The organism is Candidatus Competibacter phosphatis, from assembly GCF_012939995.1.
Classification (GTDB): domain Bacteria; phylum Pseudomonadota; class Gammaproteobacteria; order Competibacterales; family Competibacteraceae; genus Competibacter; species Competibacter phosphatis.
The window spans coordinates 20,695-44,172 of sequence record NZ_SPMZ01000054.1 but is presented as its reverse complement, the minus strand read 5'-3'; the positions used below and the strand labels follow the sequence as shown (position 1 = coordinate 44,172).

The window sequence follows — 23,478 nt, the reverse complement described above, 5'->3', positions numbered from 1 at the left end:
TTAATGGGAACCGCCGCCCGCAGTCGCGGGCGGCAGGCCAGGCTTAGAAACTGCCAAACATCGTTCCCAGGGTGATGACCACCACCAGGGCGCTCAGCGGAATCACCACGGACACCATGAAGATATCAAAGTAGGACTGCCGATGCGTCAACCGGCAAATGCCCAGCAGCGTGATCACCGCGCCGTTATGGGGCAGCGAATCGAAACAACCGGAGGACATCACCGCCACCCGATGCAGCAGTTCCGGGCTGATGCCGGCCGCGTTGGCCAGTTCCAGATACCTTGGTCCCAGAGTGCTGAGCGCGATGCTCATGCCGCCGGAGGCGGAGCCGGTGATGCCGGCCAGGACGTTGACCGCGACTGCTTCCGAGATCAACGGGTTGGGCGAGATGCCCAGTACCGCGTTTTTCACCACCAGGAACGCCGGCAGCGAAGCGATGACGTTGCCGTAACCGACTTCGGAGGCGGTGTTGAAGATCGGCAGCAGCGAACCCATGGTGCCGGTATTGAGCGATTCGACCACGTTGCGCCAATGCCGCCAGTGGACGACGACGATGAACACAATCGCGATGACCAGGGCGACGATGATCGACCATAACCCCGCGACCGCCGACAGTTTGGTGGCGCCGAATTTGGGATCGGCCAGATAGCTGGCATCGATGTTGGGAAAGACGACATAAGTGAACAGCGCGTTGAAACCGATCACCAGCAGGATTGGTAGCAAGGCAATGAAAAACGAAGGGCTGTGCGCCAGATCACCCTTGGTATCCAAGCCTTCGTGGAGGTGCTCGCCATAACCTTCGCCGGCGGCCATCGCCCGTTTGGCGCGGGTTTGCAACCATAGAACGCCGCCGATCAGCATGATCAGACCACCGATGAGACCCAGGCCCGGCGCGGCGAAGGTGTTGGTGCCGAAGAACGGCGCGGGAATGGCATTCTGGATGGCCGGAGTGCCGGGGAACGCGGTCATGGTGAAGGTGAACGAGCCCAGGGCGATGGCGCCGGGGATGAAGCGCTTGGGCATCCCGACTTCGCGGAACAACGCGGCGCCGATGGGATAGACGGCGAAAGCCACCACGAACAGCGATACGCCACCATAGGTCAGAATGCCGCAGGACAGCACGATGGCGAGAATGCCGCGTTCCTTGCCGACCTTGGCGACGATCCAGTGAGCGATGCTCCGAGCCGAGCCGGAGTCGTCCATCAGCTTGCCGAAGATCGCGCCCAGCAGGAACAGAGGGAAGAACTTGATCAGATAGCCGCCCAGCTCTTTCATGAAGATCTGGGTGTATGTGGGCAGCAATACATCGAAGCCACCGCCGATCAGCACCGCCAACAAGGCCATGATCGGGGCCAATATCAATACGTTGATGCCTCGATAGGCGAGGTACATCAGCAGACCCAGCGAAACGAGAATACCGATTACACCGAGCATGAATGTTTTCTCCTTGGGGTTGGATTAGGAATCGGCGTTCGTTCCCATGTGTTGTTTGTTCGAAAAACCGGGCAGCGAACGCGATCTCAGTGTAGTTGCAAGCCAGTTGTGTGAAAATTCACAAAAAAAAGTGGGAAATTCGTGCAGAAATGCACAATCGCAACCACACTTCATCCTCAAGTCGATACGAAACGGATGGAAAGGTGGGGCGATGAAACGGGAAATGGACTGGAATGATCTGCGCTATTTTCTGGCGGTGGCGCGTTTGGGACGGCTCAGCCCCGCCGCCCGGCGGCTACGAGTCGAGCACAGCACGGTTGCCCGGCGCATCGAAGGCATGGAGCGGGCGATGGGTACCCGGCTGTTCGACCGTCATCGCGAGGGGCTGATGCTGACCGAAGCCGGTCAGGCGTTATTGCCCATGGCGGAGGTGGTCGAGTCCACGATGGCGGTGGTGGCGGAAGATCTGTCCGACCGGGATACGGCGGTCCGGGGCGAGGTCCGGCTGGGAACACCCGAGGGACTGGCGGTGTGCTTCCTGACTTCCAGGTTGAAACCGTTGCTCGACGACTGTCCGGGATTGACCGTGGAGTTGCTGGCCTTGCCGCGTCTGGCGAACCTGGCCAGCCGCGAGGCGGATCTGGCGATTACCCTGGAACCGCCGCGCCGGGGTCCCTATGTGGTGGCGCGCTGGAGCGATTTCACCTACTTCCTCTATGGCGCCCGGGATTATCTGGCCGCGCATGAGCCGATCGTCACCCGCGCCGATCTGGCCAACCATCCGTTCATCGCCTACATCGACGACTATCTGCTGATTCCGGAGTTGAGGTTTCTTGAAAAACTGTGCGACCAACCCAATCTGCGTTTTTGCAGCACGAGCATGCTGGCGCATAAGGAAGCGGTTCTGGCGGGCGTCGGGCTGGCGGTGCTGGCCCCTTACATCGGCGCCAGCGATCCGCGCCTGGTCAAGGTGTTGCCGGAGGAAGCCTGTTTTCGGTACACGTTCTGGTTGGCCGCCCATGCCGACCGGCTACGACTCAAGCGCGTGCGGGTGGTCTGGGATTACCTGCGCGCGCTGGGCGATGCGCACCACCGACTGTTTCTCCACGGCGAGGATTGACCGGAGGGCGGAGCGCCTCCGGTGGTTGGCGGTCGGTGCCACGGTAACCGGAATCAGAGCGAGTACGAAAGACTCACTCTTCACCCGAGTCCAGTTGTTCGATCAGCGCCTTCCTCAGCGCCGCGTATTTTGCCGAATTGTTCAAGGGTCGATTGTCCCGGTCGGTGACGAAGAACACGTCTTCAACGCGGGCGCCGATGGTGGCGATCTTGGCGTTGTGCACTTGCACCCCGCATTTCATGAACGCTTGGCCAACCTGGCACAGCAACCCCGGTCGGTCCCAGGACACCAGTTCCACCAAGGTGCGGCCATTGGCTTGATCCTCCCGAAACGAAACCCAGGTGGGTATCTGAAACGCTTTCTGGATTCGGGAAATGTGTCGGTTGGGCTCCGGCGGCGTTTTATCCGGCCGGCTCAGGTAGTGCAGCAAGGTGGAAGTAATTTCCTTGATTCGCCGTCGATCGCGGATCGGCGAACCGGAGTCCTCCAGGGCCGTGAAGCTGTCCAGGGTGTAACCGCTGTGGCCGGTGATGATGCGGGCATCGAGAATGGTCAGTCCCAACTGGTCGAGGATGGAGGTGATCAACGCGAACAGATTGTCCTGATCGCGGGTGTAGATAAAGACCTCGGTGCCGCCCCGGCCGGGATCGTCGCGGGCCATGACCAGCGGTCGCTCGTGATAGCCCTTCTTGAGGATCGCGCGGGTATGCCAGGCAATTTCGTCGGCGGAATGGCGCAGGAAATAGTCGTCGCCGAAGCCTTCCCATACCCGGTTGATGCGCTTTTCATCAATTTTGGTGGCGTGCAGCCGTTGCCGTGCCTGCGCCTGCGCTTCGCGGATGCGTTCCTCCTTGTCGATGGGGTGGTCCAGCCCGCGCCGCAGTGCCTGACGGGTGGCCTTGTACAAGGTCCACAGCAGCGATGCCCGCCAAGTGTTCCACAGGTGGGGATTGGTGCCGCGAATATCGGCGACCGTCAGTAGATAAAGGTAATCCAGATGCATCTGATCGCCCATTTGCAGGGCGAATTGATGGATGACGTCCGGGTCGTGGATATCTTTCTTCTGCGCGGTCAGCGACAGTGTCAGGTGGTGACGCACCAGCCAGGCCACCAGCCGAGTGTCGAAACTGCTGAGCCCGTGCTGGCGACAGAACCGTTCGGCGTCCTGAGCGCCCAGGATGGAATGGTCGCCGCCGCGTCCCTTGGCGATGTCGTGGTACAGACCGGCGATGTAAAGCAATTCCGGCTTGGGCAGTTGCTCCATGATCGCGCTGTATTCCGGGTCCCGCTGGGCGAATTGAGGAAGGAAAAACCGCCGCAGGTTGCGCACCACGAACAGGATATGCTGATCAACGGTGTAGGCGTGGAACAGGTCGTACTGCATCCTTCCGACGATATGGCCGAATTCCGGCAGGTAGGCCGGCAGCACACCGTAGGCGTTCATCAGCCGCAATTGCATCGTTACGCCATGCGGTTGGCGGAGGATCTCCATGAACAGGCTGCGTGGGCGTACGTCATTGCGGAACTTGTCGTCGATCAGCGGCCGGTGGTCACGGATCAGGCGGATGGTGGAGGCTCGCAATCCCTTGATTTCCGGGTGTTGCTGCAAGACCAGAAAAATTTCCAGCAACGCGAACGGGTAGCGCAGAAACACGTTGGGCTGGGTCACTTCCAGGTAGCCGCGGCGGACCTGGAAACGGCGGTTAATGGGTTGCGGTTCGCCTGGTTCGTCGGCCAGCAGGATCGCCTCCTCGAACAGTTGCAGCAACATCTCGTTCAGCCGGCTGAGCGCGTTGACGGTGCGGTAGTAGCGCTGCATGAACTGCTCGACAGCCAGGTTTTGCGCCTGATCCCGGTAGCCGAACTGCTGGGCGATCCGGCGCTGGTGATCAAACAGCAACATGTCTTCGCGGCGGCCGGTCAGCGTATGCAGGGCGAAGCGCACCTGCCAGAGAAAGTTGCGGCAGTCGATCAACTCGTCGTATTCGCTCGGACTCAGGAAACCGTGACTCACCAGTTCCTGCAGGGTGCTGACGCCGAAATGCCGTTTGGCCACCCAGCCGATCATTTGCATGTCGCGCAATCCGCCGGGACCGTCCTTGATATTGGGTTCCAGATTGAAGGCGGTTTCGTTGTATTTGTGGCAGCGCTGGCAGCGTTCCCGCTGTTTGGATTCGAAGAAGGCGGTATCCGGCCAGATGCGGTCGGGGCCGGTGGCGGCGCGCATCTGTTCGAACAGGACCGGTGTGCCGATCAACAACCGCGCCTCCATCAGGCTGGTGGCGACCGTGATGTCGGCGGCGCCTTCATGGACGCAATCCTCAAGCGTGCGCACGCTGTGTCCGACCTCCAGCCCGATATCCCACAGGAAGGCCATGAAGGCTTCCAGCTCGGAACGGCGGGCTTCCAGCGTCCGCTCATCCAGCAGGATCATGATGTCCACGTCCGAGCCGGGGTGCAGCTCGCCGCGGCCGTAGCCTCCGACTGCCGTCAACGCCAGATCCGGGGTATCGGCCTCGAAAAATCGCAGCCAGACGAATCGCAGCAGATCATCCATCAAGCCGGCACGGGCGGGCACCAATTCGTAAGCGGGCACGCCTTGCTGAAACAGCTCCTTGAACCGGGCATCGGTCTGTTTGAGCAGAGCCCGGAACATGGCCAGCGGGTTGGCGGCGGACGCCAGATCGCGGGCGAAAGCCTCCGCGTCGAATGGAGCGATCTCGACCGGTCGCAAGTGGTCCGGTGGCGGTTCGACGTGGACGGAGAATGTGTTGGGCACGGCGATGGATGGGAAAGCGATATCGGTGACGGCCATGGGATCTTCCGGGGTATGGTGGGCGCTTATAGCGGATCGCCCGGGTGCGGCGTGAGGACTTCGTGGCCGGTTTCGGTCACCAGCACGGTATGCTCCCATTGGGCGGAAACGCTGTGGTCCTTGGTGATCACGGTCCAACCGTCGGGGAGCAGCTTGACGTGCCGTTTGCCGGCGTTGATCATCGGTTCGATGGTGAAGATCATGCCGGGAACCAGCTCGACGCCGGTACCGGGGTCGCCGTAATGCAGCACCTGTGGTTCTTCGTGGAATTCCCGGCCGATGCCGTGACCGCAGTACTCGCGCACCACCGAGCAGTGCTGGGCTTCGGCGTGCCGCTGGATGGCGTGGCCAATGTCGCCGAGGCGGATGCCGGGCCGCACCATCTCGATGCCGATGCACAGGCATTCGTAGGCTACCCGGCTGACGCGTTGCGCGGCGACCGGCGGGGTACCGACCTGAAACATCCGACTGGTGTCGCCGTGATAGCCGTCCTTGATCACCGTGATATCGATGTTGAGTACGTCGCCTTTCTTCAACTTCTTCGGTCCGGGAATGCCGTGGCAGACCACATGGTTGAGCGACGTGCAGATGGATTTGGGGAAACCGCGATAGTTGAGCGGAGCGGGGATCGCCTGCTGGACATCGACGATGTAGTCGTGGCAGATCCGGTCCAGTTCCTCGGTGGCGATTCCCTCCCGCACATGAGTTTGGATCATGTGCAGGACCTCGGCGGCCAGCCGGCCGGCGACGCGCATCTTTTCGATTTCTTCCGGTGTCTTGAGAGTGATGCTCATCGATTTCTTGGGGGGTTTCTGGAACATGGCGTCGATCCACGGGCATATGGGCGGTGGGCGAGGGACGGCGCCCGGAGCGGCTCGCGGTGTTTGGGACCGTGTCCGCGGACGGTGGTTCATTTGGTTTTCCCAAGCAATCCATGGTATAAAGCGCGCGCCTTTTAGGCAAACCTTCTCGCGTTGCATACACTTCACACATTCGCCGGCACGGGCGGCCGGGTGCCCCCCATGAGGGGTCGCCGCTTGGGGCGAATGGAGGCTTAACCCCCAATCCTTAAGGAGAATTCGGCAATGGCGACCATTTCCATGCGCCAGATGCTGGAGGCCGGTGTGCATTTCGGCCACCAGACCCGTTACTGGAATCCCAAGATGGCCCCGTATATCTTCGGGGCGCGCAGCAAGATCTACATCATCAATCTGGAGAAAACCCTGCCGCTGTATCTGGAAGCGCTGAATTTCATCGGGCGGCTGGCTTCCAAGGGTGGCAAGATTCTGCTGGTGGGCACCAAGCGCTCGGCGCGCGAGGCGACCGCCGAAGCGGCGCTCCGTTGCGGCATGCCGTATGTCAACCACCGCTGGCTGGGCGGCATGCTGACCAATTTCAAGACCGTCCGCCAATCCATCAAGCGGCTCAAGGACCTGGAGTTGATGGCGCAGGACGGCACTTTCGAACGCTTGGCCAAGAAGGAAGTCATCGGTTTGCGGCGGGACATGGACAAGCTGGAGCGCAGCCTGGGCGGCATCAAGGACATGGCCAGCTTGCCGGACGCGCTGTTCGTGATCGACGTCGGTCACGAAAGCATCGCCGTGCAGGAAGCCAACAAACTGGGAATCCCGGTGATCGGGGTGGTCGACAGCAACAATTCGCCTGACGGCATCAGCCATGTCATCCCCGGCAACGATGATGCCATCCGCGCCATCCAGCTCTACGTGGGTGGTCTGGCGGAAGCGGTGCTGGAAGGCCGCGCGGTGCTGACTTCGGGCCGCGTCGAGGAAGAGTTCATCGAAATCCCGGAGGAAGAGGCGTTGCCGGCGGGCGATGGTGTTTGATCCCCGCTGATCTTCCGTCAATACCGGGTTTTGTCGGAAAGGCTCGTGCGCCTGACGCTCGCGAGCCTTTTTTAATGAGTTCGGTTCAGTCCGGTTTCAGATTGAGTGCGGTAAATTTATCGTTGCGAGGTATGTGAGCATGGTGGCAATTACGGCGACGCTGGTTAAGGAACTGCGCGAACGCACGGGTTCGGGAATGATGGAATGCAAGAAAGCCCTGCAGGAGACGCAAGGCGATATCGAGGCGGCGGTCGAAGCGATGCGCAAGGCCGGCCAGGCCAAGGCTGACAAGAAAGCCAGCCGGGTGGCGGCCGAGGGCCTGATCGTCATCAGGCAGACGGCCGACGCGGCGGCCATGGTCGAGGTGAACTGCGAAACCGATTTCGTCACCAAGAACGACGACTTCCGGGAATTCGCCACCGCTGTGGTCGAGGCGGTCCTGGATAGTGATCCCGCCGACCTGGAAGCGCTGCTGGCCCTGACCACGGCAAACGGCCGGAGCATCGAGCAGAATCGACGGGAATGCATCGCCAAGATCGGTGAGAATATCAATGTCCGTCGCTTCGCCCGGCTGACGACTCCCACCGGCGTGTTGGGTAGCTATCTGCACGGTACCCGCATCGGCGTGCTAGTCGAACTGGCCGGCGGCGATGGTGATCTGGCCCGGGACATCGCCATGCATGTCGCCGCCAGTCGGCCGCTGTGCGTCAGTGCCGACCAGGTGCCGGCCGAACAGGTGACCAAGGAGAAGGAAATCTTCGCGGCACAAGCAGCGACCAGCGGCAAACCGGCCAACATCGTCGAGAAGATGGTGGAGGGGCGGCTGCGCAAGTACTTCGATGAAATCACCTTGCTGGGGCAGCCGTTCGTCAAGGATCCCGAACAAAGCGTGGAAAAACTGCTCAAGGCCCATCAGGCCCGAGCGGTCCGTTTCGAACGCTTTGAACTCGGTGAAGGGATCGAAAAGAAGTCCGACGATTTCGTCGCCGAGGTGATGGCTCAGGCGCGAGGCGGCTGAACGGGTGACGCGCTTCACTGCCGCCACCGCCGCGATTACAGTACAATTCTCTCAGTGCCGATATTGCAGGTTGCGCGATGCCCATGCTGGATTCCAGACCAACGTTCAAGCGAATTCTTCTCAAGCTCAGCGGTGAAGTCCTGATGGGCGAGGGCGACTATGGCATCGATCCCGACGTGCTGGCGCGCATTGCCGGCGAGGTGCGGGAGCTGTGCCAGCTCGGCGTTGAAGTGGGCATGGTCATCGGTGGCGGCAACCTGTTTCGAGGGGCCGGGCTGGCCAAGAAGGGTATGGATCGAGTCGCGGCCGACCACATGGGCATGCTGGCCACGGTCATGAACTCGCTGGCGATGCAGGATACCCTGGAGCGACTGGGGGTGTTCACCCGAGTGATGTCGGCGATCCGCATCAACGAGGTTTGCGAGGACTACATTCGCCGTCGCGCCATCCGCCATCTGGAAAAGGGCCGAGTGGTGATTTTTGCCGCCGGCACCGGCAACCCCTTTTTCACCACCGACTCCGCCGCCAGCCTGCGGGCCATCGAGGTCAACGCCGAGGTGATGCTCAAGGCGACCAAGGTGGACGGTATCTATTCGGCGGATCCGTTCAAGGATCCCAAGGCGCTGCGTTACGATCGGCTGACTTACGACGAAGCCCTGGCGCGCAAGCTACAGGTGATGGATGCCACGGCTATTGTCATGTGCCGGGAAAACGACATACCGCTGAAAGTTTTCAACATCAATCGCCACGGGGACCTGGTGCGGGTCGTGTGCGGCGAGAGCGTGGGCACCACCGTGGTGCGGGAATGACGATCATGATCGATGACATCAAGAAAGAAGCCGCTGACCGGATGGCCAAGAGCGTGGATAGCCTCAAGCAGGAATTGACCAAGCTGCGAACCGGCCGCGCGCATGCCAGCCTGCTGGATCACATTACGGTCAGCTACTACGGCAGCGAGGTGCCGCTGGGCCAGGTGGCTTCGGTCGGCGTCAGCGACGCACGCACGCTGTTGGTGACACCGTGGGAAAAAAACATGGTGGGACCGATCGAGAAGGCTATCTTGAAGTCCGATCTAGGTTTGAATCCCGCGTCCGCCGGGACGGTAATCCGGGTGCCGCTGCCGGCGCTGACCGAGGAGCGCCGCCGCGATCTGGTCAAGGTGGTTCGGCAGGAAGGCGAAGGCGCCAAGGTGGCGATTCGCAACATTCGCCGCGACGCCAACAACCAACTCAAGGCTTTGCTCAAGGAAAAGAAGATCGCCGAGGACGCGGAACGGCAGGCCCAGGACGAGACTCAGAAACTCACCGACCGACACATTCAGGACGTGGACAAGGTACTTGCGGCCAAGGAAGCCGAATTGATGGAAATTTGAAGCGTCGGCGCGGGTTGTCTGCGGTGAGTGCGAACCTGACGAGGAAGCTCTCGAATGTCGGTTGACGTCCCGATGTCACGGGCGCCGTGCCAGCCGTTACCTCGCCATATCGCCATCGTCATGGATGGCAACGGTCGTTGGGCGCAGCAGCGGTCTCTGCCACGCACGGCGGGCCACCGAGAGGGTGCTAAGGCCGTGCGCCGGATCGTGCGGGCGTGCAGCGAGCGCGACATCGAAGTGCTGACGCTGTTTGCCTTCAGCAGCGAAAACTGGCGGCGGCCGCGACCGGAAGTCGAGGTGTTGTTGAAGCTGTTTCTGACCACCCTGCGCGGCGAAATCCGTCGACTGGACACCGCCAACGTGCGGTTGCGTTTCATCGGCGATTACAGGGCCTTTCCCGAAAATCTGCAGGATTACATCGTCAAGGCCGAGCGGCGGACCGCCGCCAACACCGGGTTGACCCTGGTCATCGCCGCCAATTACGGCGGGCGCTGGGATCTGGCCCAGGCGGCGCGCCGGGTGTCCGAAGCCGTGCTGGAAGGCCGATTACAACCGGGCGACATCACGCCGGCTGTCCTGCATTCCTTTACCTGTTTGTCCGATCTGCCTGAACCGGATCTGTTCATCCGCACCGGCGGCGAGCAGCGCATCAGCAATTTTCTGCTGTGGCAGATGGCGTATGCCGAGCTGTATTTTACCGACCGATTGTGGCCGGATTACGATGACGGCGATTTGGAATCTGCTTGCGCCGCGTTCGCCAGCCGGCAGCGGCGGTTCGGTCGGACCGCCGAACAGGTGGCGCAAAACCAACATGCTTAAACAGCGAATCGTCACGGCGGTCGTGCTGGCCATACTGGTGGTCTGGGCGGTGCTGAAACTACCGCTAGCTGGTTTCGGCCTGCTGCTGCTGGCGGTGATCCTGCTGGGCGCCTGGGAATGGGCCGGATTGGCGAGGTTGAACGGGCTGCGTCACCGCTTGGTGTACGGCGGATTGGTGCTGACCCTGATCCTGGCGTTCTGGCCGTGGGTGGGCAACGCCGCCTTCGTCGTCGGTTTGCTGGGCTGCGTGTTGGCCGGCTGGTGCTATGCCCTGTTTTGGATGTGGCGCTACGCCACACGCCCCACACGTCAAGAGGACCGCTCGGCAACCGTCGCGGTGGCCGGCGTGATCGTGCTGGCGGCGCCCTGGGTGGCATTCATGGCGCTGCGGGACGAATTTGGACCGGCCTATGTGCTATTCCTGTTTCTGCTGGTCTGGATCGCCGATATCGGTGCCTATTTCGCTGGCCGCCGCTGGGGGCGGCGCAAGCTGGCGGTCACCATCAGCCCGGGCAAGACATGGGAAGGAGCGCTGGGCGCCGGCATGGCCGCGCTGATGTTCGCGCTGGCCGGCGCGGCGGTGTTGGGTGTGGGCGCGCGCTGGCCCTGGTTCGTGGCGATCTGCATGGTGACGGTCGGTTTTTCCATCGTTGGAGATCTGTTCGAGAGCATGCTGAAGCGACAATGCGGCATGAAGGATAGCGGTACGCTACTGCCCGGCCACGGCGGCGTGCTCGATCGGGTCGACAGTCTGACCGCCGCCGCGCCGATATTCCTGCTGGGGCTGTACGGAATGCGGGGATGAGCGAGCGTATCGGAGTCGCCATCCTGGGGTCGACCGGTTCGATCGGTGTTAGCACTCTCGATGTGCTGCGACGCCATCCCGACCGTTTCCGGGTCGCGGCCCTGACCGCTCACCGGGATGTCGAGGCGCTATTCCAGCAGTGTCTGATGCACGAACCGGATGTTGCGGTGCTGGCCGATACCGCCGCCGCCGAACGGTTGCGGGAACGGTTGCGGGTGGCGGGCCAGTCGGTCGAAGTGCTGGCCGGCGTCTCGGGACTGGAGCGCGCGGCAACCCTGCCCGAAGTCGCTTATGTGATGGCGGCCATCGTCGGCGCGGCCGGTCTGCCGCCGACCCTGGCGGCGGCGCGGGCCGGCAAGCGGGTGCTGCTGGCCAACAAGGAGGCGCTGGTCATGGCTGGGCCGCTGTTCATGGCGGCGATCCGTCAGCACGGCGCGGAGCTGCTGCCGATCGACAGCGAGCACAACGCCTTGTTTCAATGTTTGCCGGCGGATTTCGCGAGTATCGGCCTCGCCGCCGCCGGGGTGCGCCGGCTGTTGCTGACCGGTTCCGGCGGACCGTTTCGAACCGCGCCACTGGCCCAATTGGCGGATGCCACCCCCGAGCAGGCTTGCGCCCATCCCAATTGGAACATGGGCCGCAAGATTTCGGTCGATTCCGCCACCATGATGAACAAGGGGCTGGAGGTCATCGAGGCGCACTGGTTGTTCGAAGCACCGACGGCGGCGATCGAGGTAGTGGTGCATCCGCAGAGCGTGATCCACTCGATGGTCGAATATCAGGATGGTTCGGTGCTGGCGCAATTGGGAAATCCCGATATGCGCACCCCCATCGCCCATGCCCTGGCCTGGCCGCGGCGCTTGGCCTCCGGGGTGACCTTCCTGGATTTTGCCCGCTTGGGGAAACTGGAATTTCAGGCGCCCGATTTCGCCCGTTTTCCCTGTTTGCGGTTGGCCTTCGCCGCACTGGAAGCCGGCGGAACCGCGCCGGCGGTGCTGAATGCCGCCAACGAAGTCGCGGTTCAAGCCTTCCTCGATCGGCGCATTCGCTTCACCGACATCGCCGCCGTGGTGGAGCATGCCTTGGAACGGGTGCCCACGAGCGCGGCCGAAGAACTGGCGGCGATTCTCGCCGGCGACTCACAGGCACGAACCGTCGTCGCCCGCTGGATCGCCGCCCGGACGTTGGAGGTGTGAGATGAGCAATTCGCTGATTTCGGCGCTGGCCTTGATCGTCACCCTGGGGGTGTTGATCACCGTCCATGAATTCGGTCATTTCTGGGTCGCGCGGCGCCTGGGCGTCAAGGTCTTGAGGTTTTCCATCGGTTTCGGCCGGCCGCTCTGGCGACGGATTGGTCGGGATGGTGTGGAGTATGCGATTGCCGTGCTACCCTTGGGTGGCTATGTGAAGATGCTGGACGAGCGTGAAGGCGAAGTGGCGCCGGACGAACGGCAATGGGCTTTCAATCGCCAGCCGGTGGGTTCGCGCATCGCCATCGTGTTGGCCGGACCCGCCTTTAATTTTCTGTTCGCCGTGCTCGCGTATGCCTTCATGTTCATGGTGGGCATACCGGGGGTCAAACCATTGCTGGACGAGCCGCGACCGAAGTCGTTGGCCGAAGCGGGCGATTTTCGCAAGGGCGACCTGGTGATGGCCGTCGACGGTAAAGCGACTCCGACACTGGGCGCGGTGATGCTGGCGTTGGTGGATCGGGCCATGACCGGGGAGGCGATCGAAGTCGAAGTGCTGGATGCCGACGACCGGACTCGAATCCGTACCTTGGATACCCGCGAGTCCCAGGGGTTGGCCGATCCGGCGCAGGTTTTCGAACGGGTTGGGCTGGTGCCCTGGCAACCGGTATTGCCGGCGGTGATCGGCCAGGTGATGCGCGACGGCGCGGCCGAGCGGGCTGGCTTGCGGCCGGGTGACCGGATCGTGTTGGCCGACGGCAAACCAATCGCGGATTGGCGGCAATGGCGTGAGGTGATCGAGCGGCATCCCAGCCAAGCTTTCAGTGCGCGCATCGAGCGCGAAGGGGTCGAGCGGTCGCTGGAGTTGATCCCCGACGCGCGGGAAGACGAACGAGGCCAGCGGGTCGGGTTCATCGGCGCCGTCGCCGATATGCCGGAAGACCTCGCCCGGAACTTGCGGGTCGTGGTACGTTATGGTCCGCTGGACGCGGTCGGCGCGGCGATCGGTAAGACTTGGGACATCTCGTTGCTGACCCTGCGCATGTTGGGACGAATGTTGGTCGGCAGGGCCTCGCTGGACAACCTCAGCGGTCCGTTGACCATCGCGCGGTTCGCCGGTCAGGCGGCCAGCGCCGGTTTGATCGCGTTCGTGTCGTTGCTGGCCCTGGTCAGCATCAGCCTGGGGGTGTTGAACCTGCTGCCGGTGCCGGTGTTGGACGGCGGCCACTTGCTGTATTACCTGATCGAACTGATCAAGGGCAGTCCGCTGTCGGAAACGGTACAGAGTCTGGGGCAGCAAGTGGGGATCGCCGTTTTGCTGCTGTTGATGGGACTGGCCCTGTTCAACGACTTCAGTCGTATCATCGGATAAGAACCAATCGCCCGGGCCTTGGGGTAATCACCTACTTATGAACTTGTATCGTCGCCTGATTCTTTCTTTCGGTCTGATGGTCGTGGCCTGCGGGGCGCGAGCCGGCGAATTCGTCGTGCAGGACATCCAGGTCGATGGTCTGCAGCGTATTTCCGCCGGTACCGTTTTCAACTACCTGCCGGTGCAGGTCGGTTCGTCGGTTTCCGAGCAGGAATATCCGGAAATCATCCGCGCGCTGTTCAAGACCGGATTCTTCAGCGATGTCAGCCTGGAACGCAAAGGCAGTGTGTTGGTGGTGACCGTGATCGAGCGTCCGGCGATTTCCGAGGTTCGGATCACCGGCAATGAGGATATCAGCACCGACGACCTGAAAAAGGCGCTGGCCGAGGTCGGCTTGGTCGAAGGCCGGGTTTTCGACCGTTCCCTGCTCGACAAGGTGGAGCAGGAACTACTGCGGCAGTATTACAGTCGCGGTCGTTACGCGGTGCGGATCGACAGCCAGGTACGACCGCTGGAGCGCAATCGCGTTGCCATTACCATCGAGATTTCGGAAGGCGCGGTGGCCAGCATCGGTCAGATCAACATCGTCGGCAATCAGGCTTTTTCCGATAAGGAACTGTTGGGGTTGCTGCAGTCCTCCACCACCGGTTGGCTGTCCTTTTTCAGCAAGGACGATCAGTACTCCAAGCAGAAACTGGCGGCGGACATCGAGACGCTGCGCTCCTTTTATCTGGATCGGGGTTATCTCAAGTTCAACGTCGATTCCACGCAGGTTTCGATCACCCCCGACAAGAAAGATGTCTACATCACCATCAACATCACCGAGGGCGAGCCCTACACCATTGAGGACATCCTACTGACCGGTAATTTCGGGGATGTTCCCGAGTCGGATTTGCGGAAGTTGATTACGATCGAGGCGGGCGAAACCTTTTCCCGCGCCAAGATGGCCGAAACCACCAAGAAATTGAGCGAGCGTCTGGGCGAGGATGGCTATGCGTTCGCCAATATCAATACGGTTCCCCAGGTCAACGACGAAACCCGCAAAGTCACCTTGAACTTCATGGTGGATCCGGGCCAGCGAGTTTATGCGCGGCGCATCAATTTTCAGGGCAATATCAAGACCCAGGACGATGTGTTGCGGCGGGAACTGCGCCAGGCGGAAGGCGCCTGGGTTTCGACCAAGGATCTCGATCGTTCCAAGACGCGCCTGCAACGCCTGGAGTATCTGGAGAGCGTCAGTGCCGAGACGCCGGCCGTGCCCGGAACTAACGATCAGGTCGATGTGAATTACACCGTCGTCGAGCGCCCGTCGGGGAGCCTGATGTTTGGCATCGGCTACGGCCAGGATTCGGGGTTGTTGCTGAATGCGAGTGTGACCCAGAACAATTTTCTCGGCACCGGCAATCAGATGAGCGTGGTGCTCAACAGGGCCGACTATGGCGAAAACTACAGTATTTTCTATAATAATCCCTACTTTACGCCGGATGGCGTCAGCCGTGGGTTCCGGCTTTACTATCGAAATATCGATGCCTCGCAGATCAATACCGCCGACTACGTACTCAACAACTACGGTGTTCAGGTCAGTTTCGGGTTCCCGCTCAACGAATTCGATACGTTGGTGCTGTTGCCCGGCTACGATCATGTTACGATCGATACGACGACCGGCACGCCCGTTGAAATTTTCGATTATATCGACCAGAACGGCGACACTTTCAATGAGTTCAAGCTGGATGCCACTTGGGCGCGCGATACCCGCGACCGGGTTGTTTTTCCGACCAGCGGTAGCCTGAATCAAATTTCTACCGAACTCGCCGTGCCGGGTAGCGATGCGGAATACTACAAACTCAACTACCGGGGCGTAATGTACTACCCCTTCGCCCGATGGTTGACTTGGTCGCTGAGCACGGATATCGGCTATGGCGACGGTTACGGTAATACCGATGGCTTGCCCTTCTTCGAGAATTTTTACGCGGGTGGGCTGCGGTCGGTGCGGGGTTACAAGGCCAATACACTGGGTCCCCGTTACAGCGACAATGAACCGAGTGGTGGCGCGTTCAAGACCGTCGCCAGCACGCAGCTGATCTTGCCGGTGCCGTTTTTGGAAAAATCGGAAAACGTGCGGACGGCGGTGTTCTTCGATGTCGGTAACGTCTTCGCGACCCCGAGTGATTTCGATGCCAACGAACTGCGTTATTCGGTCGGTATCGCCGGGTTGTGGCTGTCTCCGCTGGGCCCCATCGCGGTGAGTGTCGCCGCTCCGTTCAATGACAAGCCGGACGATGAGACGGAGGTTTTCCAATTCTCCTTTGGCGTGCCGTTCAACTGATGCGGGATAGAAGGCGATTTTTAACTTGCTGATGTATATTCGTGTTTTTTTTGATGGAGGTTATCGAGTGAAGCCTATGTACAGATTGTTGGCCGCGACCGCCCTGGCGCTGCCCCTTTCGTTGGTCCAGGCGGCCGATTTGAAAATCGGTTTCGTCAGCATCGCCAAGATTCTGAGTAGCGCGCCGCAAGCTGAATCGGCCAGCAAGCGGCTGGAACAAGAATTCGCGCCACGGCAAAAAGGGTTGGTCGAGGCGCAGAAGTCGTTGCGTCGATTGGAGGAGAAACTGAGCAAAGATGGGGCGGTCATGAGCGACAGTCAGCGCCGCAATCTGGAGGGCGACATCCGCAATCAGGCTCGGGAATTGAAGCGGACCAGCGATGAGTTCCGCGAGGATTTCAACCTGCGTCGCAACGAGGAACTGGGCAAGTTCCAGAAGCAAGTGCTGGATGTGATCAATAGTGTCGCCAAGGAAGAAGGTTTCGACCTGGTGATTAACGATAGCGCAACGCTGTATGCCAGCCCACAGGTGGATGCCACCGACAAGGTTTTGAAGCGTCTCACGTCCAGATAATCCCGATGACCACGCTGGGTGAGGTGGCGGCGGCGGCGAACGCCCGCTTGCAAGGGTGTGACGCCACGACCGTCATCACCGGCGTGGCACCTCTGAACGGTGCGGAGTCCGGCCAGATCAGCTTCCTGACTCACCCACGCTATCGCCCGTTTCTGGCTCATACGCAGGCGGCGGCTGTGATTTTGTCGCCCGAAGATGCCGCGTACTGCCCGGTGCCAGCTCTGGTGGCCACCAACCCACATGTCGCCTATGCTCGAGCCGCAGCCTTGTTCGTGCCGACCACTAGGTCGCATGGCGGGATTCATCCCACGGCTTGGGTCGATCCCAGCGCCCAGGTTGCGGCCAGTGCCTGGATCGGTCCGCAGTGTACGGTGGAGGCCGGCGCGGTGGTGGGCGAGGGGGTATGCGTCGGTCCCAACTGCGTGATTGGCGAGCAGACGGTGGTGGGTGCCGAAACGCGATTGGTGGCACAGGTGACCCTGTGTCACCGCGTTCATATCGGCCGGCGGGTGCTGGTGCATCCGGGCGCGGTGATCGGCAGCGACGGTTTCGGTCTGGCGCTCGGGCCGGATGGACGCTGGGTCAAGGTGCCCCAGCTCGGCGGCGTCTGGGTCGGCGACGATGTCGAGATCGGCGCCAATACCACGATCGATCGCGGTGCCCTGGAAGATACCGTGATCGAGGAGGGGGTCAAGCTGGATAATCAGATTCAGATTGCCCACAACGTGCGGGTTGGCGCCCACAGCGCGTTGGCCGGTTGCGTCGGCATCGCGGGCAGCGCCCGCATCGGGCGCCATTGCATGCTCGGCGGCGGGGTCGGCGTCGCCGGCCATCTGGAGATCGCCGATCGCGTGCAAGTGACCGGTATGTCGCTGGTGGCCCGATCCATCGCCGAACCGGGTGCCTATTCTTCGGGTTTGGCGGTGGAGCCGAACCGACTTTGGAACAAGATCAGCGCCCGCCTGCGTCGCTTGGACGAGCTGTTCCGGCGCGTGGCGGCACTGGAAAAAATCAGTAAAAATGGCTCCATTTGAGAGGATAAGGTTTTGGAATCGATGGATATTCAGGAAATTCTGGAATACCTGCCGCACCGGTATCCCTTTTTACTGGTCGACCGGGTTCTGGCCATCGAACCGGGGCTGTCGCTGATTGGGCTCAAGAACGTCAGCTTCAACGAGCCATTTTTCCTCGGCCATTTCCCGCAACGGCCGATCATGCCCGGCGTGCTGATCCTGGAAGCGCTGGCGCAGGCGACCGGGATTCTGGCATTCAAGAGCGACGGTGTACGGCCGGATCGCCAGTCGATGTATTACCTGGCCGGGGTGGATAACGCCCGCTTCAAGCGACCGGTTGGACCAGGCGATCAATTGATCCTGGAAGTGCGGCTGGAGCGTATCAAACGCGACATCGGCAAGTTCATCTGCGAAGCCAAGGTGGATGGCCAATTGGCGGCGAGCGCTGATTTGATGTGCGCCAAGCGAGGCATCGACTTGTGATCGATGCGCGCGCCGTGGTGGACCCTTCGGCCCGATTGGCGGCGGATGTGACGGTTGGTCCCTTTTCCGTCATCGGTCCGGACGTGGAGATCGACGCCGGCACCTGGATCGGTCCGCATGTCGTGATTCAGGGGCCGACGCGGATTGGTCGCGATAACCGGATTTATCAGTTCAGCTCGCTGGGCGAAGTTCCGCAGGATAAGAAATACGGTGGCGAACCGACTCGCTTGGAGATCGGTGACCGTAACACCATCCGCGAATTCGTGACGATCAACCGTGGCACGGTGCAGGACACCGGCCTGACCCGGTTGGGCGACGATAACTGGATCATGGCCTACGTCCATATCGCCCACGATTGCGTGGTCGGCGACCGGACCATTTTCGCCAACGGCGCATCGCTGGCGGGCCATGTCCATATCGACGACGATGTGGTGCTGGGTGGGTTCGCGCTGGTGTACCAGTTCACCCGGTTGGGGATTCATAGTTTTTGCGGGTTCGCCTGTGGGGTGCATCGGGATGTACCGCCTTACGTCACCGTGGCCGGCTATCGCGCCGAGCCCTACGGCATCAACGCCGAGGGGTTGCGCCGCCGTGGTTTTCCCGATGAAGAGATTCAGGCGATCCGTCGCGCCTACAAAGTGATCTACCGTTCCAACATGCGCTTGGATGAGGCGACCGAAAAGGTTCGGGAAATGGCGGTGGAATGGCCGCGGCTAGGGGTGCTGGCCGAATTTTTGACGGTGCCTTCGCGCAACGGTATCGTCCGCTAGGAGCGTGTCCGCTCATGCACATCGCGCTGGTAGCCGGCGAGCTGTCGGGCGATTTGCTGGGTGCCGACCTCATCGCCGTCTTGAGGACGCATTACCCGCATGCCCGCTTCAGCGGCATCGGCGGACCCGGCATGATCAAGCAGGGATTGCGTAGCTTGGTGCCCTTGGAACGGTTGGCGGTGATGGGCTTGGTGGAGGTCTTGCGTCATTTGCCGGAATTGCTGCGTATCCGGCGGCGACTGTACCAGGAGTTGCTTGCCGATCCACCGGCGGTGTTCATCGGGATCGATGCACCTGATTTCAATCTGGGTTTGGAACGCCGGCTGCGGATTTGCGGTATTCCGACCGTACATTATGTCAGCCCTTCGGTGTGGGCGTGGCGGCCTTGGCGGGTGCGCAAGATCGCCCGGTCAGTCGATCTGATGTTGACCCTGCTGCCGTTCGAGGCGGCGTTCTACCAGCGGCATGGTGTGCCGGTGCGTTATGTCGGTCATCCGCTGGCCGATACCATCCCTCCGCATAACGATCCCTTGCTTGCCAGACAGTCGTTGCACTTGGCGGTGCCGACCGGGGGGGCGCATCGTTGCCTTGTTGCCCGGCAGCCGCCGGGGCGAAGTGGGTCGCTTGGGGCCGCTGTTGCTGGATACGGCGGCTTGGATATGGGCACGGCGGCCGGAGGTGCATTTTCTGTTACCGGCGGCGACCCCCGAGTTGTTCGAGATATTGGAGTCGATGCGAGCCGAACGCACTCCAATGTTGCCGCTGACCCTAGTTCAGGGACGATCCCGCGAGGTGATGGCGGCCGCCGATGTGGTGTTGCTGGCATCGGGAACCGCGACGCTGGAGGCAATGTTACTCAAGCGGCCGATGGTGGTCGCGTATCGGGTGGCGCCGGTGACGGCCTGGATCGCCCGGCGGTTACTGACGGTGTCGCATTTTGCTTTGCCGAATCTGCTGGCTGGACGCACTTTGGTGTCGGAGTTCGTGCAGGATGCGGCGACGGTGGATAATCTGGGTCCGGCGGTGCTGCGTTGGTTGGATGATGCGGTTGCCCGCTCAGAGTTGATGGTGGAGTTTGAGGCGCTGCACGCGCAATTGCGTTGCGATGCCAGCCGGCAGGCGGCGGCGGCGGTTGCGGAGTTGTTGGAGCAGGAGTGAGCATCTTGAGATACCGAGTATTACTGCTCTTTGTGAGTGTTGCGTACAACACTAACTGAAGTACTTTGTTGTGCCCTGCTTACCGACTGTCCCTGCATACATCGTCTTCCTCCGTATTGAGCTAACCAGATAGCTGCTTGATGCATTGGCTGACCAACATGCTTTGCTCCGCGCAACTGTACATGGGATAGACTGATTCTTGTCAGCTTCTTGGTATGCAGTGCACGATTCTGTGTTCATCGGCGCTTCGCGCCGATGAATGAACGTACCCAACTGACCACGAAAGCGTGAAAACCCACTGTAGTGGATCGGCTGGAGTGCTTTATTGGGCATCTACGAGACAAGGTTCAGATGTTTCGAACTTGTCCTTGATTAATGTGCACCATGTATCGATCAAATGCACGGAAGGTGAATGAAACCGGCCGCTCCGCGTATTCCACCGTTCGCTTGCGCAAAATCTCAATGGCGATCGCCTCACCCAGTCGCAAACTGCGGGTGTTGTCGCTTCGCCAATGGACTCCGCCCATGCTTCGGCCCATGGCGACATTGCTGGCGATCTTGTTGAGTTCGCCGCCCACGGTGATGCTATCGGCGTCAGCTCCGGTGTATTCCTGTGGCTCGCAGAAGTCCTCAAGTGTTCCGCCATCCTTGCGGTAGCCCGGCTGCAAGAGAGTTAACTTATGCTCTGGGGGATCTTTAGGCTGGTGCTTGTTGAAGTCATTGAAAACATCGGACAATTTTGCATCCTCATCGAACCAAGCCTTAAGCACCGTGACGCAGGCCCCGGCGACGGTCGCATGTCCAGCGCCATAGGCCGGGTGACTCGGCGACCCGGCAGAAAACGCCATGGGCAGGAACAGGGTTTCATCTCCTTCGTTCTGCGCGGCATTGTGCGACGTCACGGCGGCCAGCGTATCGTTGAGTGCATTGTCGAATTGATTGCAGGCTTGAATCGTGACCGGTAGGCCGTATTCGCGCTTGTCACCCTTGTAGCCCTTGTGCTGCATTTGCAGCAGGCCACCATACACCTCGGGGCGACAACGGCGGTGAACCAGCCATTTCTGGCGCCAGATGACCTTGAGGGCACGGCTGGCGACCTCAGAGACCAACGTCAGCAGGTCCGGCCCGCCTAGCGTGGCGAAGCCACCCTCACGCGAATAGCGGTTGCCGCGATAGGGATTGCCTGCGTCAACAGGCGCGCCAATCCCATCCAAGAATAGCGCCACGTTGAAGTAGGCTTGGTGCAGCGCATCGCGATTTACGAAACGCGCGAGGTCACGCATGGTGGAAATATAGCGCTTGACTACCGTTCCATTAGCGCTACCGTCAGTCGTCGGATAGTAGATATTGGCGGGACAATTGCGTTGATCCGCATAGTTGTTGCAACTGCCATAGTCGCGCCCATACTTATCCTTGCCTGTGTTCTGCGCCAGCAGCCAATCGCCGTGCGTGGTAAGGAAATCGCGTTTGGCAATGTAGGGAACTTCCTTCTGATCGATTGACTGCACCCCGTATCCGATGGGCCGGATGAAGAATTGGCTAACAAGGGGGCCGGCGTCCTCGCCGAACAATCCGGTGCGGAAAATCGTTTGTATCCGTATATCCGCGCCGCCACTGCCTGCCTGCAGGTCAAGGGGCGCGCGCAAGTGCCCGGGATCGGCGTCATGGCGTATTGCACAGTCGAACATTGTGTTTACCGCCTTGCGCGCCGTGTTGACACGGTCGACCACGTTATAGCCAAGCTTGTTCGGCCCCGTGCCATCGTGTGCTGAAATGTCAGCACAACCAGTGTCAGGCGATGTGCGGCTTTGCTGGAACGCGAGCAACGGCGCGTCGCGCAGCAAGGCCATCCAGTAGAGTTCGACCATCTCGGCTGCCGTGCTGATCGACCGGCAGCCCGGCGCGGGCAACATCTCCAGCGATTTCGGATCGGGGCCATGCGTTTCACTTGAGGCACCCGCCATCGGGCTGGTGAATTTTGCGGCTGACTTGGTAAGTTTGGGGTCTGCGCAGTTCTCGAAGCTACTTTGGTCCGGACTACTGACAGACCCCTTGGGCACTTCCTCGAAATTGATCGGCATGCCCGCTTCGATTTGTATGCAGGTACGCTCGAATTTGCGGTAAGCGGTTTCGTCGACTTCGCCATACTTGTTGTGGGGCAGCGTCTTGTGGAAATTACCAATGAACGGAGCGTTCATCTGATCTTGCGGTGGTGCGCCAAGGTTGACCGGTTCAGTCGTTACAAGACTTTCATCTGTATTGGGTGTAGGAAGAGCCATTTGATACTCCCTCTTTAAATTGTGTAGGAAATGAGAGGCTATCTTAAAAAAACAAAATCACGGGTATCCCACCTCAGGAACCCGCTAAATAAACAACAAGCGTTTTTCAAGATAGCTTCTAAAAATTAAAGTAGAGGGGATTATGACCGTCAAGTCTAGGTTACTTGATCAGGTTAGAGGCAAAATTCAACTCAAAAAAATTATAACATTCGTATTAAACGCACTTATGCAACTGGATCAGCGCTACATCCTGTTCCATACAAGCGGCATCCCCGGAAAATGAGCAAGCAAGAGGCCAAGTGGTTTTTGTCTCACCTTGGCTGTGAATTTCAGGGTGGCTTCTTCCTCTCGAAATCAGACGCGCGATGCCCTGCGGTTTCTTTAGCGGCGCTGCCCTGGTGTCCCCCCGTGCCCGATTGTGCCCCACCATCCAAAACCTTATGATGTGTAAAAACCGAACAAGAGATACACATCATGCGTACCAATATCGTGATCGACGATCAACTCATGAAGGAGACCTTGCGGGTAACGGGTTTGAAGACCAAGCGCGAGGTCGTTGAATTGGGCCTGCGCACCTTGTTGCGATTGCGCCAGCAGGAAGAAATCCGCCGCTTTCGTGGCAAGCTCGACTGGCAAGGCGACCTCGACGCCATGAGGACCGACTGATGATCCTGGTCGATTCCAGCATCTGGATCGACTACTTCAGAGGGACCCTCACCGTGCAGACCGAGCGTCTGGACGCGCTGCTAGGCAGCGAGCCCTTGGCGGTGGGAGACCTCGTCCTGACTGAAGTCCTGCAAGGATTCAACAGCGAACGAGACTTTAACCAGGCGCGCAAGCTGCTGACCTCCCTGGAAGTGGTGGAAATTGGGGGTCGGGAAATCGCCATTCAGGCCGCCCGTCACTTCCGTACCCTGCGGCTGTTCGGCGTAATGGTCAGAAAAACCATTAACACGTTGATCGCAACATTCTGTATTGAAAAAAAATTATGCTTTGCTGTACAGCGACCGCGATTTCGAGCCGTTCGTAGAACGCCTCGGCATGCGTTCCGCGATGGTACAGAGTTAAACATTCATTTGATGAAG

19 protein-coding genes and 2 pseudogenes are annotated in these 23,478 nt (G+C 60.4%); 17 read left to right on the top strand and 4 right to left on the bottom strand.

Going from position 1 to position 23,478, the window contains the following annotated elements:
• Nucleotides 1-43: 43 nt before the first annotated feature.
• Nucleotides 44-1,435, bottom strand: coding sequence for a GntP family permease (locus E4P82_RS16240; protein ID WP_169249861.1), 1,392 nt, complete (start codon nucleotides 1,433-1,435; stop codon nucleotides 44-46).
• A gap of 211 nt (nucleotides 1,436-1,646) precedes the next feature.
• Here E4P82_RS16240 and E4P82_RS16235 point away from each other — a divergent pair, with 211 nt between their 5' ends.
• Nucleotides 1,647-2,555 (top strand): LysR family transcriptional regulator, encoded by a 909-nt coding sequence (locus tag E4P82_RS16235; protein WP_169249860.1) that lies wholly within the window; start codon nucleotides 1,647-1,649, stop codon nucleotides 2,553-2,555.
• A gap of 73 nt (nucleotides 2,556-2,628) precedes the next feature.
• Here the strand turns inward: E4P82_RS16235 and glnD are convergent, their stop codons facing one another.
• On the bottom strand, nucleotides 2,629-5,370 hold the full coding sequence (gene glnD, locus E4P82_RS16230; RefSeq protein WP_169249859.1) for a [protein-PII] uridylyltransferase: 2,742 nt from the start codon (nucleotides 5,368-5,370) through the stop codon (nucleotides 2,629-2,631).
• 26 nt (nucleotides 5,371-5,396) lie between these two features.
• Complete coding sequence (map, locus tag E4P82_RS16225) at nucleotides 5,397-6,164, bottom strand: type I methionyl aminopeptidase (RefSeq protein ID WP_169249869.1); 768 nt, start codon at nucleotides 6,162-6,164, stop codon at nucleotides 5,397-5,399.
• A 291-nt stretch (nucleotides 6,165-6,455) separates the two neighbouring features.
• Between map and rpsB the strand changes: the two genes are divergently transcribed.
• The 14 genes and pseudogenes from rpsB (at nucleotide 6,456) to lpxB (ending at nucleotide 20,114) form a co-directional block, all read left to right on the top strand.
• Entirely contained in the window at nucleotides 6,456-7,214 is a 759-nt protein-coding gene (gene rpsB / locus E4P82_RS16220; RefSeq protein ID WP_169249858.1) for a 30S ribosomal protein S2, read from the top strand.
• Between the two features lie 142 nt (nucleotides 7,215-7,356).
• Nucleotides 7,357-8,232, top strand: a complete 876-nt coding sequence (gene tsf, locus E4P82_RS16215; RefSeq protein ID WP_169249868.1) for a translation elongation factor Ts — start codon at nucleotides 7,357-7,359, stop codon at nucleotides 8,230-8,232.
• An 83-nt stretch (nucleotides 8,233-8,315) separates the two neighbouring features.
• Nucleotides 8,316-9,041 carry a UMP kinase gene (gene pyrH, locus E4P82_RS16210; protein ID WP_169249857.1) on the top strand — a complete coding sequence of 242 codons (726 nt, stop codon included), beginning with the start codon at nucleotides 8,316-8,318 and terminating at the stop codon, nucleotides 9,039-9,041.
• Between the two features lie 5 nt (nucleotides 9,042-9,046).
• On the top strand, nucleotides 9,047-9,604 hold the full coding sequence (frr, locus tag E4P82_RS16205) for a ribosome recycling factor (RefSeq protein ID WP_169249856.1): 558 nt from the start codon (nucleotides 9,047-9,049) through the stop codon (nucleotides 9,602-9,604).
• A 54-nt stretch (nucleotides 9,605-9,658) separates the two neighbouring features.
• The gene (gene uppS / locus E4P82_RS16200) at nucleotides 9,659-10,423 is read left to right on the top strand and encodes a polyprenyl diphosphate synthase (protein WP_169249855.1); all 765 of its coding nucleotides are present in this window, start codon (nucleotides 9,659-9,661) and stop codon (nucleotides 10,421-10,423) included.
• Nucleotides 10,416-11,228: a phosphatidate cytidylyltransferase gene (locus E4P82_RS16195; RefSeq protein WP_169249854.1), complete on the top strand. Its 813-nt coding sequence runs from the start codon at nucleotides 10,416-10,418 to the stop codon at nucleotides 11,226-11,228. Before uppS ends, E4P82_RS16195 begins: the two co-directional genes overlap by 8 nt.
• Complete coding sequence (gene ispC / locus E4P82_RS16190; protein ID WP_169249853.1) at nucleotides 11,225-12,424, top strand: 1-deoxy-D-xylulose-5-phosphate reductoisomerase; 1,200 nt, start codon at nucleotides 11,225-11,227, stop codon at nucleotides 12,422-12,424. The genes E4P82_RS16195 and ispC overlap by 4 nt, the downstream gene beginning before the upstream one ends.
• Nucleotide 12,425: 1 nt before the next feature.
• On the top strand, nucleotides 12,426-13,790 hold the full coding sequence (gene rseP / locus E4P82_RS16185) for a sigma E protease regulator RseP (protein ID WP_169249852.1): 1,365 nt from the start codon (nucleotides 12,426-12,428) through the stop codon (nucleotides 13,788-13,790).
• 37 nt (nucleotides 13,791-13,827) lie between these two features.
• Nucleotides 13,828-16,116, top strand: coding sequence for an outer membrane protein assembly factor BamA (bamA, locus tag E4P82_RS16180; protein WP_169249851.1), 2,289 nt, complete (start codon nucleotides 13,828-13,830; stop codon nucleotides 16,114-16,116).
• Nucleotides 16,117-16,192: 76 nt separating this feature from the next.
• Nucleotides 16,193-16,690: an OmpH/Skp family outer membrane protein gene (locus tag E4P82_RS16175; RefSeq protein WP_169249850.1), complete on the top strand. Its 498-nt coding sequence runs from the start codon at nucleotides 16,193-16,195 to the stop codon at nucleotides 16,688-16,690.
• Between the two features lie 5 nt (nucleotides 16,691-16,695).
• Nucleotides 16,696-17,724: a UDP-3-O-(3-hydroxymyristoyl)glucosamine N-acyltransferase gene (gene lpxD, locus E4P82_RS16170; protein WP_169249849.1), complete on the top strand. Its 1,029-nt coding sequence runs from the start codon at nucleotides 16,696-16,698 to the stop codon at nucleotides 17,722-17,724.
• A gap of 21 nt (nucleotides 17,725-17,745) precedes the next feature.
• Nucleotides 17,746-18,186 carry a 3-hydroxyacyl-ACP dehydratase FabZ gene (gene fabZ, locus E4P82_RS16165; RefSeq protein ID WP_169249867.1) on the top strand — a complete coding sequence of 147 codons (441 nt, stop codon included), beginning with the start codon at nucleotides 17,746-17,748 and terminating at the stop codon, nucleotides 18,184-18,186.
• Nucleotides 18,183-18,956 carry an acyl-ACP--UDP-N-acetylglucosamine O-acyltransferase gene (gene lpxA, locus E4P82_RS16160; RefSeq protein ID WP_169249848.1) on the top strand — a complete coding sequence of 258 codons (774 nt, stop codon included), beginning with the start codon at nucleotides 18,183-18,185 and terminating at the stop codon, nucleotides 18,954-18,956. The genes fabZ and lpxA overlap by 4 nt, the downstream gene beginning before the upstream one ends.
• A gap of 14 nt (nucleotides 18,957-18,970) precedes the next feature.
• Nucleotides 18,971-20,114 (top strand): annotated as a pseudogene (gene lpxB / locus E4P82_RS16155) (lipid-A-disaccharide synthase).
• Between the two features lie 347 nt (nucleotides 20,115-20,461).
• Here lpxB and E4P82_RS16150 read toward each other — a convergent pair.
• Nucleotides 20,462-22,393, bottom strand: coding sequence for a vanadium-dependent haloperoxidase (locus tag E4P82_RS16150; RefSeq protein WP_169249847.1), 1,932 nt, complete (start codon nucleotides 22,391-22,393; stop codon nucleotides 20,462-20,464).
• Between the two features lie 474 nt (nucleotides 22,394-22,867).
• Here E4P82_RS16150 and E4P82_RS16145 point away from each other — a divergent pair, with 474 nt between their 5' ends.
• Entirely contained in the window at nucleotides 22,868-23,059 is a 192-nt protein-coding gene (locus E4P82_RS16145) for a type II toxin-antitoxin system VapB family antitoxin (protein WP_169249846.1), read from the top strand.
• Nucleotides 23,059-23,461 (top strand): annotated as a pseudogene (gene vapC / locus E4P82_RS16140) (type II toxin-antitoxin system VapC family toxin). The gene E4P82_RS16145 and the pseudogene vapC overlap by 1 nt, the downstream one beginning before the upstream one ends.
• Nucleotides 23,462-23,478: the final 17 nt, after the last annotated feature.

Bases quoted from the DNA above. Each gene is read 5' to 3' on its own strand.
- E4P82_RS16240 (WP_169249861.1), bottom strand. From the start codon at position 1,435: ATGCTCGGTGTAATCGGTATTCTCGTTTCGCTGGGTCTGCTGATGTAC.
- E4P82_RS16235 (WP_169249860.1), top strand. From the start codon at position 1,647: ATGAAACGGGAAATGGACTGGAATGATCTGCGCTATTTTCTGGCGGTG.
- glnD (WP_169249859.1), bottom strand. From the start codon at position 5,370: ATGGCCGTCACCGATATCGCTTTCCCATCCATCGCCGTGCCCAACACA.
- map (WP_169249869.1), bottom strand. From the start codon at position 6,164: ATGAGCATCACTCTCAAGACACCGGAAGAAATCGAAAAGATGCGCGTC.
- rpsB (WP_169249858.1), top strand. From the start codon at position 6,456: ATGGCGACCATTTCCATGCGCCAGATGCTGGAGGCCGGTGTGCATTTC.
- pyrH (WP_169249857.1), top strand. From the start codon at position 8,316: ATGCTGGATTCCAGACCAACGTTCAAGCGAATTCTTCTCAAGCTCAGC.
- frr (WP_169249856.1), top strand. From the start codon at position 9,047: ATGATCGATGACATCAAGAAAGAAGCCGCTGACCGGATGGCCAAGAGC.
- uppS (WP_169249855.1), top strand. From the start codon at position 9,659: ATGTCGGTTGACGTCCCGATGTCACGGGCGCCGTGCCAGCCGTTACCT.
- E4P82_RS16195 (WP_169249854.1), top strand. From the start codon at position 10,416: ATGCTTAAACAGCGAATCGTCACGGCGGTCGTGCTGGCCATACTGGTG.
- ispC (WP_169249853.1), top strand. From the start codon at position 11,225: ATGAGCGAGCGTATCGGAGTCGCCATCCTGGGGTCGACCGGTTCGATC.
- rseP (WP_169249852.1), top strand. From the start codon at position 12,426: ATGAGCAATTCGCTGATTTCGGCGCTGGCCTTGATCGTCACCCTGGGG.
- bamA (WP_169249851.1), top strand. From the start codon at position 13,828: ATGAACTTGTATCGTCGCCTGATTCTTTCTTTCGGTCTGATGGTCGTG.
- E4P82_RS16175 (WP_169249850.1), top strand. From the start codon at position 16,193: ATGTACAGATTGTTGGCCGCGACCGCCCTGGCGCTGCCCCTTTCGTTG.
- lpxD (WP_169249849.1), top strand. From the start codon at position 16,696: ATGACCACGCTGGGTGAGGTGGCGGCGGCGGCGAACGCCCGCTTGCAA.
- fabZ (WP_169249867.1), top strand. From the start codon at position 17,746: ATGGATATTCAGGAAATTCTGGAATACCTGCCGCACCGGTATCCCTTT.
- E4P82_RS16150 (WP_169249847.1), bottom strand. From the start codon at position 22,393: ATGGCTCTTCCTACACCCAATACAGATGAAAGTCTTGTAACGACTGAA.
- E4P82_RS16145 (WP_169249846.1), top strand. From the start codon at position 22,868: ATGCGTACCAATATCGTGATCGACGATCAACTCATGAAGGAGACCTTG.